11 protein-coding genes are annotated in these 11,504 nt (G+C 64.4%); 5 read left to right on the plus strand and 6 right to left on the minus strand.

Translation table 11 applies throughout. The features are described 5' to 3' along the window. Position 1: 1 nt before the first annotated feature. Both glcE and glcF read left to right on the plus strand, forming a co-directional pair. Complete coding sequence (glcE, locus tag AC1DB0_RS06985) at positions 2–1,108, plus strand: glycolate oxidase subunit GlcE (protein ID WP_054423439.1); 1,107 nt, start codon at positions 2–4, stop codon at positions 1,106–1,108. 6 nt (positions 1,109–1,114) lie between these two features. Then, positions 1,115–2,350, plus strand: a complete 1,236-nt coding sequence (gene glcF / locus AC1DB0_RS06990) for a glycolate oxidase subunit GlcF (protein ID WP_054423437.1) — start codon at positions 1,115–1,117, stop codon at positions 2,348–2,350. A gap of 83 nt (positions 2,351–2,433) precedes the next feature. Here the strand turns inward: glcF and AC1DB0_RS06995 are convergent, their stop codons facing one another. The 5 genes from AC1DB0_RS06995 to AC1DB0_RS07015 all read right to left on the minus strand — a co-directional run bounded on the left by AC1DB0_RS06995 (position 2,434) and on the right by AC1DB0_RS07015 (position 7,509). Then, positions 2,434–3,873, minus strand: coding sequence for an NAD(P)(+) transhydrogenase (Re/Si-specific) subunit beta (locus tag AC1DB0_RS06995; protein ID WP_054423436.1), 1,440 nt, complete (start codon positions 3,871–3,873; stop codon positions 2,434–2,436). After that, the gene (locus tag AC1DB0_RS07000; protein WP_006388447.1) at positions 3,870–4,187 is read right to left on the minus strand and encodes an NAD(P) transhydrogenase subunit alpha part 2; all 318 of its coding nucleotides are present in this window, start codon (positions 4,185–4,187) and stop codon (positions 3,870–3,872) included. The genes AC1DB0_RS06995 and AC1DB0_RS07000 overlap by 4 nt, the downstream gene beginning before the upstream one ends. Positions 4,188–4,189: 2 nt before the next feature. Next, the gene (locus AC1DB0_RS07005) at positions 4,190–5,308 is read right to left on the minus strand and encodes a Re/Si-specific NAD(P)(+) transhydrogenase subunit alpha (RefSeq protein ID WP_054423435.1); all 1,119 of its coding nucleotides are present in this window, start codon (positions 5,306–5,308) and stop codon (positions 4,190–4,192) included. 265 nt (positions 5,309–5,573) lie between these two features. Further along, the gene (locus AC1DB0_RS07010) at positions 5,574–6,449 is read right to left on the minus strand and encodes an N-formylglutamate amidohydrolase (protein ID WP_476757618.1); all 876 of its coding nucleotides are present in this window, start codon (positions 6,447–6,449) and stop codon (positions 5,574–5,576) included. A 70-nt stretch (positions 6,450–6,519) separates the two neighbouring features. After that, on the minus strand, positions 6,520–7,509 hold the full coding sequence (locus AC1DB0_RS07015; protein WP_054423433.1) for a Bug family tripartite tricarboxylate transporter substrate binding protein: 990 nt from the start codon (positions 7,507–7,509) through the stop codon (positions 6,520–6,522). Between the two features lie 224 nt (positions 7,510–7,733). Here AC1DB0_RS07015 and AC1DB0_RS07020 point away from each other — a divergent pair, with 224 nt between their 5' ends. The 3 genes from AC1DB0_RS07020 to AC1DB0_RS07030 all read left to right on the plus strand — a co-directional run bounded on the left by AC1DB0_RS07020 (position 7,734) and on the right by AC1DB0_RS07030 (position 10,717). Further along, positions 7,734–8,660, plus strand: coding sequence for a LysR substrate-binding domain-containing protein (locus tag AC1DB0_RS07020; RefSeq protein ID WP_175169738.1), 927 nt, complete (start codon positions 7,734–7,736; stop codon positions 8,658–8,660). An 8-nt stretch (positions 8,661–8,668) separates the two neighbouring features. Then, positions 8,669–9,787, plus strand: coding sequence for a tRNA 2-thiouridine(34) synthase MnmA (mnmA, locus tag AC1DB0_RS07025; RefSeq protein WP_175169739.1), 1,119 nt, complete (start codon positions 8,669–8,671; stop codon positions 9,785–9,787). A gap of 108 nt (positions 9,788–9,895) precedes the next feature. Continuing rightward, complete coding sequence (locus AC1DB0_RS07030) at positions 9,896–10,717, plus strand: sulfite exporter TauE/SafE family protein (RefSeq protein WP_054423430.1); 822 nt, start codon at positions 9,896–9,898, stop codon at positions 10,715–10,717. Positions 10,718–10,826: 109 nt separating this feature from the next. On the opposite strand, the gene AC1DB0_RS07035 is transcribed toward AC1DB0_RS07030, so the two are convergent. Next, a complete protein-coding gene (locus tag AC1DB0_RS07035) occupies positions 10,827–11,438 on the minus strand; it encodes a glutathione S-transferase (protein ID WP_054423429.1) in 612 nt (203 codons plus the stop codon). Positions 11,439–11,504: the final 66 nt, after the last annotated feature.

Below are 11,504 nucleotides of genomic sequence, written 5' to 3' on the forward strand. Positions count from 1 at the left end.
TATGGATTTTGTCCTGTCGGAATTGTGCGACCAGGTCATGACAGCCCGTGCCGGCCACAAACCATTGTTTGTGATGGGTGGCGGCAGCAAAGCGTTTTATGGCAATTACCGGCCGGTAACGCCGCAAGATGGCCACTGCCTGCTGGACATGACGCCGTATCGCGGCATCGTCAGTTATCACCCTTCTGAACTGGTGGTGACGGTGCGCGCGGGCACGCCGCTGGCCGAACTGGAAGCGGCCTTGGCCGAGAACGGTCAGATGCTGGCTTTCGAACCGCCGCATTTTGGCGAGTCCGCGACCGTGGGCGGTTGTGTGGCGGCAGGGCTGTCCGGCCCGCGCCGCATGAGCGCCGGTGCCTTGCGCGACTTCGTCTTAGGAACGCGCTTGCTGGATTCGGAAGGGCGCATCCTGTCGTTTGGCGGCGAGGTCATGAAGAACGTGGCGGGGTATGACGTGTCGCGGCTGCTGGCCGGATCGCACGGCATCTTCGGCGCCATCCTTGATGTGTCGATGAAGGTCGTGCCGCGGCCGATGGAAGAACTGACGCTGGTGCTGCCCGCCACGCAGGCGCAAGCGCTGGCCAGTTTTGCCTTGTGGCGCGGCAAGCCGCTGCCCATTTCCGCCACCAGTTGGACGGGCGACGATGGCGACGGCCAGGGCGCAATGCATGTGCGCCTGTCCGGCGCGCCGCCCGCCATTGCCAGCGCGCGGCAAGTGGTAGGCGGCGACCCGATGGACCCGGATGCCGCGCAAGCCTGGTGGCGTGGCCTGCGTGAACAGACCCACGAATTTTTTGCGCCAGACCGGCCCTTGTGGCGCCTGGCATTGCCGCCGACGGCCGCCTCGTTGGGGTTGGGTCCCACGCTTATCGAATGGGGCGGTGGACAGCGCTGGCTGACTGGTCCTCGTGACGCCACGGAACTGCGGGAGGTCGCCGCGCGCTTGGGCGGCCATGCCACGCTGTTTCGGGCGGGCGCTCTCAAACCGCCAGCCGATGGCGTGTTTCATCCGCTGGCGCCGGGCGTTGCATTGATCACGCGGCGGCTCAAGCAGGAACTCGATCCCGCCAGTTTGTTCAACCCCGGCCGCCTGGTCCTGGAGCTATAGCGCATCATGCAAACCAACCTGGCATCCTGGGCCCGCGACACCGAACTGGGCAACGAGGCCGACGCCATTCTGCGGCGGTGCGTGCATTGCGGTTTCTGCACGGCCACCTGTCCGACGTATCAGGTACTGGGCGACGAGCTGGACAGCCCGCGCGGCCGCATCTATCTGATCAAGCAAGTGCTGGAAGGCGCCGAACCCACGCAGTCCACGCAACAACACTTAGACCGGTGCCTGACCTGCCGCAATTGCGAAACAACATGTCCTTCAGGGGTCGAGTACGGCCATTTGATTGATATTGGCCGCAAGATCGTGGACGAGCGCGTGCCGCGTTCCTGGGCGGAAAAAACCAAGCGCAATCTGCTGCGCCGAACCATGCTGTCGCCGCTGTTCGCGCCGGCGATGCGGGTGGGCCAAGCCATGCGCGGTTTGCTGCCCGATGCGCTCAAACGCAAGGTGCCGGAACGCCGCGATGCGGGCGCGTTGCCTGACGTGGCGGCGCACCCGCGCCAAGTGCTGATGCTGACGGGGTGCGTGCAGCCGGCGATGATGCCGACGATCGACGCCGCCACCATCCGCGTGCTGGATGCCGTGGGCATCGGCGCGCGGCTGGCGCCGGGGGCGGGCTGCTGCGGCGCGGTCAGCTTTCACCTGGATGCGCAAGACGAGGCGCTTGCGCAAATGCGCGCCAACGTCGACGCGTGGTGGCCGCTGGTGCAAGACGGGGCGGTTGAAGCCATTGTCATGAACGCGTCGGGCTGCGGCGCCATGGTGAAGGAATATGCGCATCATCTGAAGCATGATCCCGCCTACGCGCAGAAGGCCGCGGACATCGTGGCGCTGGTAAAGGATGTGGCTGAAATTGTCGCGCCGCATGCGGAACAACTGCGTGCGCGCTTGGCGCCGGGGACGCGCGCGGCGTTTCATCCGCCGTGCACGTTGCAGCATTGGCAGGGGCTGCGGCCGCTGTCGGAGCGCTTGCTGGCGGACTTGGGATTCGAGCTGCTGCCGTTTGCCGACCAGCATCTATGCTGCGGATCGGCAGGGGCGTATTCGGTGCTGAATCCGGAGATTGCGCTGGAGCTGCGCGACCGCAAGCTGGGCGCCATCGCGTCGAGCGGGCCGGATGTGATTCTGTCGGCCAACATCGGCTGCATCGGCCATCTGCAAAGCGGCACCGACACACCGGTGCGGCATTGGGTGGAAGTGGTGGATGCGCAGCTGCAAAAGGCGGTCGTCGCGTAAGGCCGCCGCGTTGCGATTAGGGTCAGGTCTCAAACACGGCAAGTCCACGAAGGCCTGATCTAGGCCTTCGTGGCCCGCGCAATTTATTCCACCGCCTTGACCATGTCTTCCAGCACCTTCTTCGCATCGCCGAACACCATCATCGTCCGGTCCATGTAGAAGAGCTCGTTGTCCAGGCCCGCGTAGCCGGACGCCATCGAGCGCTTGTTCACGATGACCGTGCGCGCCTTGTAGGCTTCCAGAATCGGCATGCCAGCAATGGGCGACTTCGGGTCGTTCTTTGCGGCCGGGTTGACCACGTCGTTCGCACCCAGCACCAGCACCACATCGGTCTGCGCGAATTCGCTGTTGATGTCTTCCATTTCGAAGACCTGGTCGTACGGCACTTCGGCCTCGGCCAGCAGCACGTTCATGTGGCCGGGCATGCGGCCGGCAACGGGGTGGATGGCGTACTTGACCGTCACGCCGCGCTCGGTGAGCTTGGTGGCCAATTCCTTTAACGCGTGCTGGGCGCGCGCCACCGCCAGGCCGTAGCCCGGCACGATGGTCACGCTTTCGGCATTGGTCATCAGGAAAGCGGCGTCGTCTGCGCTGCCCGACTTGACGCTGCGCTGCTGTCCATCGCCCGCATCCGCCGCGCCGCCCGCCTGACCGCCAAAGCCGCCCAGGATCACGTTGAAGAACGACCGGTTCATCGCCTTGCACATGATGTAGGACAGAATCGCGCCCGACGAACCCACCAGCGAACCGGCGATGATCAGCATCGGATTGTTCAGCGAAAAGCCGATGCCGGCCGCGGCCCAGCCCGAATAGCTGTTCAGCATGGATACCACCACGGGCATGTCCGCGCCGCCAATCGGGATGATGATCAGCACGCCCAGCACGAAGGCCACCAGCGTCATGATGATGAAGGGCGTCCATTCCTGCGTCAGCATGAACCACAAGCCGCAGCCCAGCATCGCCAGCGCCAGTGCCAGATTCAGCATGTGCTGGCCAGGGAACACGACAGGTGCGCCTTGGAACAGCCGGAACTTGTACTTGCCCGACAGTTTTCCAAACGCGATGACCGAACCCGAGAACGTGATGGCGCCGACGAAGGTGCCGATGAAGAGCTCGAAGCGGTTGCCGGTGGGGATCAGCATGCCGGCCGCGACGATGCCGAACGCATGCGGTTCCGCCACCACGGCCACGGCGATGGCGACGGCTGCCAAGCCGATCATGCTGTGCATGAACGCGACCAGTTCAGGCATCTTCGTCATCTCGACGCGGCGGGCCATCACGGTGCCGACGGTGCCGCCCACCAGCAGGCCCAGCACGACCCAGCCCAGGCCGATCGTGGCGGTGCCTTCGCGCGCCAGCCCCACAATCAGCGCCGCCGTGGTCAGCACGGCAATCGCCATGCCGGCCATGCCGAACGCGTTGCCCAGCCGGGATGTCGTGGGATGCGACAAGCCCTTGAGCGCCTGAATGAAGCAGACGGACGCAATCAGATAAAGCAGGGTGACCAGATTCAGCGAGATCATTTCGCTTCCTCCTTGGCCGGCTTTCTGTCCTTTTTCTTGAACATCTCAAGCATGCGGCGCGTGACGAGGAAGCCGCCGAACACATTCACCGCAGCCAGCGCCACGGCAAACACGCCCATGCCGCGCGCAAGGCCGCCTTCGGTCAGCGCGGCGGCCAGCATCGCGCCCACGATGATGATGGCCGAGATGGCGTTGGTGACCGCCATCAGCGGCGTGTGCAAGGCGGGCGTGACGTTCCACACGACGTGATAGCCGACATAGATGGCCAGCACGAAGATGATGAGGTTCATCAGGGTGGGGTTGATCGCTTCCATGTTCAGGTTCTCCGCAACACATTGCCGCCTTCGCACACCAGGCAGGCCGCCACGATTTCATCGTCGCGCTGGATCGCCAGCGCGCCGTCCGCATTGATGATGAGCTTCAGGAAATCCTGGATGTTGCGCGCATAGAGCGCGGACGCATCCGTGGCGACCAGGCCGGGCAGGTTGGTCAGCCCGATGATGGTCACGCCATGCTTTTCCACCACCAGGCCTTTTTCCGACAAGGGGCAGTTGCCGCCGCGCTCGACCGCCAGGTCCACCAGCACCGAACCCGGCTTCATGGCCGCAACCGTTTCCGCGGACACAAGCGTGGGGGCGGGCCGCCCGGGAATCAGCGCAGTGGTGATGACGAGGTCGGCCTGCTTGCAGCGTTCGGACACCAGCGCCGCTTGCCGCGCCATCCAGCTGGGCGGCATGGCGCGGGCATAGCCGCCCGTGCCTTGGGCGATCTCGCGTTCTTCATCGGTTTCGAACGGTACGTCGATGAACTTGGCGCCCAGCGATTCGACCTGTTCGCGCGCGGCAGGGCGCACGTCAGAGGCTTCGACCACCGCACCCAGCCGCTTGGCCGTGGCGATGGCCTGCAAGCCGGCCACCCCGGTGCCCAGCACGACGGCGCGCGCGGCTTTCAAGGTGCCTGCGGCGGTCATCATCATGGGGATCAGGCGGCCGTAGTGATGCGCGGCCAGCAGCACGGCCTTGTAGCCGGCCAGGTTCGCCTGGGACGACAGCACGTCCAGACTTTGCGCACGCGTAATGCGCGGCGCGGCCTCAAGCGCGAACCCAACGAGGCCTGCCGCGGCCATCTGTTCCAGGCCTTCGGCGTCGAAGGGATCAAGCATGCCGATGACGACAGCGCCCGATTTCATCTGGGGCAATTCTGCGGGAGAGGGCGCGCGAACCTTCAAGACGAGTTCCGCGCCCAGCGCATCCTGGGCGGAACCGAGCGTGGCGCCCGCGGCCTCATAGGCGTCATCCAGATAGCGGGCGGCGGTGCCGGCCCCACGCTCCACGACAACGGTGTGTTTGCCGCCTACGTACTTCTTGACGGTCTCCGGTGTTGCTGCGACACGGGTTTCCCCGTCTCGGGTCTCTTTTGGTATCCCGATGTGCATCGACGCCTCTCCTCAGAAGGTTCGCCGTAGTTATACACGCTAATGCTGTCCCCAAGCTGCGCTCATTGCATTCGCTTGCTGCCCCCAAAGAGGCTAGCCCGCCTTAGGGGGAGCGGTGGCGGGCTGGTGGGTTCTTTTTGAGGAGGGATGTTGTTGGCCAAAAAAAAAGCCCCATGGCGAACCATGGGGCTCGGGGTTTGCACCCCACTTGCTCCGGCCAGTCTTACCACGCCGCTGGCCGGCACCTGCACGCAAACGTCCGGCGTCAGGCCGTTTGCGCGCGAGTCCAGTTGATCAACGCAGCGGTCAAGTCGCGCAGATCGGCCTTCAGGCGGCCATAGTTTTCCGTCGGACGCAGCGTGACTTCGTCCATATACAGGTTGCGGTTGATTTCGATCTGCAAGCTGTGGCGGCCTTCTTCCGGGCGGCCAAAGGCGCGCACCAGTTCGACGCCCTTGTAGGGATCGTTCACCGTCACGTTGTAGCCACGTTCGCGCAGCCAGGCCGCGATGAATTCGCGGAAGGCCGGGTCGCTGGTGCTGCCGTCGCGGTCGCCCAGCACGAAGTCGGGGTGGACCAAGCCGGGGCGGTCGGTGGCGAAAGCGCCGGCAACGCTGGGCATGGAGTGGCAGTTGATGTGCCAGACCTTGCCGAATTTCTTGTGTGCCGAATCCAGCACTTGGCCAAGCGCGGCGTGGTACGGCCTCCAGCAGGCATTGATGCGGTGGCGCACTTCTTCCACCGTCAGCTTGCGGTTGTACAGCGGGGTGCCGTCATCCAGCATGCGCCAGATCAGGCCCTTGCCCAGCTTCACCTTGGGCGATGCATTGATGGCATCGGGCCAGGCTTCGTCCAGCAGCAGTTCGTCGATCTCGTCGGGCGCGCGGTTGGCGTCGATGTAGGCGCGCGGGAACGCCGCGGCGACCATCGGCACGCCCATATCGATGGCGTCGCCCCACAGGTCGTCAACCCAGGTGTCCTCGGCAGTGCGCAGTGCGCCAAAGTCCACCGCGGCCGCGAAATCGGGAGGGTAGGCGGTGCCGCTGTGCGGAGAGTCCAGCACAAGCGGGGCCGAGGGTTCCGAATCCGGATATTGCTGCGGAAGGTCGAGCCGGTAAGACAGGGGTTGGGTAATTCGCATATAGAGGTATTGCGTTCGTGAATCGGAGGCCCCCGCTGCACAAGCTTGCGCGGCGGGGGCCGAAGATCGCTTAGTCGATCTTCACGTTGGCTTCTTTGGCGATGCGCTTGTTCTTGGCGATTTCAGTGGCGATCTGCTTGCCGAAGTCGGCCGAGCTGTTGGCGGCGGGTTCAGCACCCAGCGCTTCCAGACGCGACTTGACGTCGGCTTCCGCGCTGACCTTCTGCACGGCGGCGTTCAGCTTGGCCAGAATCGGCTCAGGCAGCTTGGCCGGGGCGACCAGACCGAACCAGGACGCGTCGTTCACGGCCGGCAGGCCAGCTTCGGCGAACGTGGGCACGTTGGGCAGGCTGGCCACGCGCTTCGGGGAAGCGACGGCCATGGCGATCAGGCGGCCGGACTGCACGTGCGGCAGCGTGGACGGCAGGTTGTCATACATGACGTCGACCTGGCCGGCCAGTGCGTCGTTCAGCGCCGGGCCCACGCCACGGTAGGGAACGTGCATCAGGTCGGTGCCCGAGGCCATCTTGAACAGTTCGCCCATCATGTGCGAGACCGAACCGTTGCCGGCCGATGCGTACGTCAGCTTGCCCGGCTGGCTCTTGGCCAGGGTGATGAACTCGGCCATGTTCTTGGCCTGCACCTTCGGGTTGATCGTCATGATGTTCGGCACGGCTGCCAGGTTCGAGATGGGCGTGAAGTCCTTCTCGCCATCGAACGGCAGGTTCGGGTAGATGGCCGGGTTGATGCCGTGCGTGCTGACGGTGGCGATGCCAAGCACGTAGCCGTCCGGCGCGCTGCTGGCGACAAATGCGCTGCCGATCGAGCCGCCGGCGCCGCCGCGGTTTTCCACCACAACGGTCTGACCCAGTTCCTTGCCCAGCTTGTCCGCGAACAGGCGGCCGACGATGTCGGTGGTGCCGCCGGGCGGGAAGGGAACGATCAGGCGGATGGGCTTGCTCGGATACGCATCTTCAGCGTGCGCGATACCCGAGATCAGCGGCGTGGCCAAGGTCGCGGCAGCGACACAGAGGCCCAGGACTACATTACGGCGTTGCATGAATTCCCCTAATAAATGGAAAGCGGATGCGCAAAGGCAGACGCAAACGCAATGATTCTTTCCTGGCGGGGCGGTTTGCGCAAACGAAAGTTTCTCCGTAAGCTATGACTTTTTTTCATGCCTCTCTGTTGGCGGCACCGTTCGGGCGTTACTTTTGTGTAACTTTTCCGACACGTTTCGCTGATCTTTCGGGCCGGAGCCCCACCCATGCGTGGGGGCGAACCATGCGACGTTTCTGTCCCTCTTTAACCGATCTGCAGGCCTTCGAAGTGGCCGCCAGGCACAGCAGCTTTACGCGCGCGGCGCAGGAACTGTGTGTGACGCAGGGCGCCGTCAGTAAACAGGTGAAACATCTGGAAGAGTTCGTCGGCGTCGAACTATTCCTGCGGATCAGGCAAGGCCTGGTCCTGACCGAAGCGGGCCGCAGCTATCTGACCAAGATTCAGGCGGGGCTGGGCCAGATTGAGGCCGCGACCGTAGAGCTGATTGCGCACCAGGGGCAGGGCGGCACGCTCAACCTGACCTGTATGCCGACCTTCGGCGCGCGCTGGCTGATTCCGCGGCTTACCGCCTTCATGCGCCTGCGCCCCGACATCCACGTAGAGTTTCTGCCGCATCGCCAGGGCTACGATTTTTCGACGCCGGAACTGGATGCCGCGGTGCGCTTTGGCGAAGGGCTGTGGCCGGGCAGCGGGTCTGACTACATCGTTGGCCGGGATATCGTGCCTGTCTGTAGCCCGCGCCTGATCCCGGGCGGCTGCCCCACGCCGGAAGCGTTGCTGGCGTATCCGCTGCTGCACCACACGTCGGCCCTGGAAGGCTGGCGCGACTGGTTCGAGCAGGCCGGATGCGATTCCCGGCGCAGTCTGGAAGGGGCGCGCTTTGATCAGTACGCGCTCTTGTCGCAGGCGGCCGCGGCGGGGTTTGGCGTTGCGCTGATTCCGCGTTGCCTGATCGAAGACGAATTGCGCGACGGCAAGCTGGCCGTCGCCATCAAGCTGCCCATTCGCGCGCGCATGGGCTATTACCTGTGCTATCCCGAGCAGAAGGCCAACCTGCCTACATTGCAGGCGTTTCGCGCCTGGCTGATGGAAGTCTCGCGGGCGGCCGAGCCGCAGCCGCGGGAAGATGCCGTGTCCGATTTAAAATAAGCGCCATCATGAGTCAAATATCCACCAAGAAAGGCCGCGTTGTGGTCGGCATGTCGGGCGGGGTCGATTCTTCGGTCACCGCGTGGCTGCTCAAACAGCAAGGCTATGACGTCGTTGGCCTGTTCATGAAGAACTGGGAAGACGACGACGATTCCGAATACTGTTCCACCCGCCAGGATCTGCTTGACGCCGCCAGCGTCGCGGACCTGGTTGGCGTGGACTTCGAGTTCGTCAACTTCGCTGCTGAATATAAAGACCGCGTGTTCGCGGATTTCCTGCGCGAGTATTCCGCGGGCCGCACGCCCAACCCGGATGTGCTGTGCAATGCCGAGATCAAGTTCAAGGCATTCCTGGACCACGCCATGGCTTTGGGCGCCGAGCACATCGCCACCGGTCACTACGCGCGGGTGCGCGAGGTGCCGGCCGAGGGGGGCGGCACGCAGTTCCAGCTGTTGAAAGCGCTGGACGCCTCCAAGGATCAAAGCTACTTCCTGCATCGGCTGAATCAGGCGCAGTTGTCGCGCACGCTGTTTCCGCTGGGCGAGATCCACAAGACCGAGGTGCGCCGTATCGCGCACGAGATCGGTTTGCACAACGCGGCCAAGAAGGATTCCACGGGGATCTGCTTCATCGGCGAACGCCCGTTCCGCGAATTCCTGAACCGCTACCTGCCGACCGAGCCGGGCCCGATCCTGACGCCCGAAGGCCAGAAGGTCGGGCGCCACGAGGGCCTGTCGTTCTATACGCTGGGGCAGCGCAAGGGCCTGGGCGTGGGCGGTGTGAAGGGCCGCCAGCGTGAAGATGGCACGGCCGAAGCCTGGTACGTGGCGCGCAAGGATCTGGAGCGCAACATCCTCTACGTGGTGCAAGGGCATGACCACCCGTGGCTGTTGTCGGGCCAGTTGCAGGCGCAAGACGCCAGCTGGGTGGCCGGGCATCCGCCTGCCATCGCCAGCTATGGCGCCAAGACGCGCTACCGTCAGGCGGATGCGGCTTGCCGTCTGGAGCGCGCCGAGGGCGATACCTTTGCGCTGGATTTCACCGAGCCGCAGTGGGCCGTCACGCCCGGCCAGTCGGCTGTGCTTTACGATGGCGAGGTTTGCCTGGGCGGCGGCATCATCCTGTAAGGACGCCGTCTGGTGCGTGTGGGTCCGGACGAGGCCCCGCGGGTGCGATCCCTGCGGGGCCTTGTTCATGAGAAGCAAGTATTCAAAACAAAACAAGAGGAGACGGTTGTGGATGTGTCGATGTTGATTTGCCTGCTGGTGTTGGGCGCGGTGGTGGGGTTTGCCGCGGGGCTGCTGGGCATTGGCGGCGGGATGCTGCTGGTGCCTTTCCTGACAATGCTGTTCGCCTGGCAGGGCATGCCGGCTGATCTGGTCGTGCACGCGGCCATCGCCACGTCGATGACCTCCATCCTGTTCACCTCCGTGTCCAGCGTCCGGGCGCACCAGCAGCGAGGCACCATCAAATGGAACATCGTTTGGGCGATGGCGCCGGGCATCATCATCGGCGGGCTGGTGTCGGGCGGCGCTGTGTTCGCCGCGCTCAGCACCTTGTGGCTGTCGCTGTTCTTCGCGCTGTTCGTGGGCTATTCGGGCTGGAGCATGCTGCGCAACAAGAAGCCCAAGCCGGCGCGGCAGATGCCCGGCGTGGTCGGCACCAGCGCAGCCGGGGCAGGCATCGGTTTCCTGTCGGGCCTGGTCGGCGCGGGCGGCGGTTTCCTGTCCGTGCCGTTCATGGTCTGGTGCAATGTGGCGTTGCATAACGCCGTGTCGACGTCGGCCGCGCTGGGCTTTCCCATCGCGCTGGCCAATAGCGTGGGCTATGTGGTGTCGGGCCTGAACGAGGGCGCGTCGCGCCCCGGCATGCTGGGCTATATCTATTGGCCGGCCTTGCTGGCGCTGGTGTGCACCAGCGTGCTGACGGCGCCGATGGGCGCGCGCATGGCGCACCGCCTGCCGGTGCAAACCTTGAAGCGCGTGTTCGCCTGCCTGCTGTTCGCCTTGGCCGCCTACATGCTGTTCAAGGCCTGGCAGACGTTCGCCGCCCAATAGCGGGGTCGACAATACGCGGCCGGAATCTACCGGCCGCAGCAATGAAAATCGGCCGCATTTGCGGCCGATGTCTCTCAGGCGCCCATCGCGGATGGGCAGTCTGTGGCGGTCAGGCGGTCTTGGGAACCGTGTCCAGGAACGATTGCCGTTGGGACAGCTTGTCGTACAGGCGGGCCAGGTTCAGGTGGTTGGCACGCCAGTCAAGCTCGGCGAAGCGCAAGTCCAGGTAACCCAGCGCGCAGCCGACGGCGATGTCGGCCAGGCTGTAGTTGATGCCCATACAGTGCGCGTTTTCGCCCAGGCTCTTGTTCATGGCGTCGAGACTGGCGTGGATTTTGCTGAACTGGCGTTCAATCCATTCCGGGCTGCGTTGCACCTCGGGGCGCTGGTTTTCCTTGACGATGGCCACGCACGCATCCAGCAGGCCGTCTGCGATGGCTTCCCAGCACTTCACAGCCGCGCGGTCGCGGCCCTGTTGCGGGATCAGGCGGGCAACGGGAGACAGGGTGTCCACGTATTCAACGATGACGCGCGAATCGAACAGCGCGCCGCCGTCTTCCATGACCAGGCAGGGAACCTTGCCCAGCGGGTTGTACGTTTGGATCTGCGTGTCGGCGGACCAGACGTTTTCGAGTTCAAGCCGGTAGTCCAGCTTTTTCTCGGCCATGACGATACGCACTTTGCGTACGTATGGACTGGTAAGCGAGCCGATCAGTTTCATGGAGTCACAAGCGGAGTCGAAAAGCGGCCGAAGTATAGCAGGCCGTATGACGGTCTAACCGGCCGC

This window comes from Achromobacter sp. 10T422, from assembly GCF_056394065.1.

Bases quoted from the DNA above. Each gene is read 5' to 3' on its own strand.
- mnmA (WP_175169739.1), top strand. From the start codon at position 8,669: ATGAGTCAAATATCCACCAAGAAAGGCCGCGTTGTGGTCGGCATGTCG.
- AC1DB0_RS07015 (WP_054423433.1), bottom strand. From the start codon at position 7,509: ATGCAACGCCGTAATGTAGTCCTGGGCCTCTGTGTCGCTGCCGCGACC.
- AC1DB0_RS07000 (WP_006388447.1), bottom strand. From the start codon at position 4,187: ATGGAAGCGATCAACCCCACCCTGATGAACCTCATCATCTTCGTGCTG.
- AC1DB0_RS07010 (WP_476757618.1), bottom strand. From the start codon at position 6,449: ATGCGAATTACCCAACCCCTGTCTTACCGGCTCGACCTTCCGCAGCAA.
- AC1DB0_RS07005 (WP_054423435.1), bottom strand. From the start codon at position 5,308: ATGCACATCGGGATACCAAAAGAGACCCGAGACGGGGAAACCCGTGTC.
- glcF (WP_054423437.1), top strand. From the start codon at position 1,115: ATGCAAACCAACCTGGCATCCTGGGCCCGCGACACCGAACTGGGCAAC.
- AC1DB0_RS07020 (WP_175169738.1), top strand. From the start codon at position 7,734: ATGCGACGTTTCTGTCCCTCTTTAACCGATCTGCAGGCCTTCGAAGTG.
- glcE (WP_054423439.1), top strand. From the start codon at position 2: ATGGATTTTGTCCTGTCGGAATTGTGCGACCAGGTCATGACAGCCCGT.
- AC1DB0_RS06995 (WP_054423436.1), bottom strand. From the start codon at position 3,873: ATGATCTCGCTGAATCTGGTCACCCTGCTTTATCTGATTGCGTCCGTC.
- AC1DB0_RS07035 (WP_054423429.1), bottom strand. From the start codon at position 11,438: ATGAAACTGATCGGCTCGCTTACCAGTCCATACGTACGCAAAGTGCGT.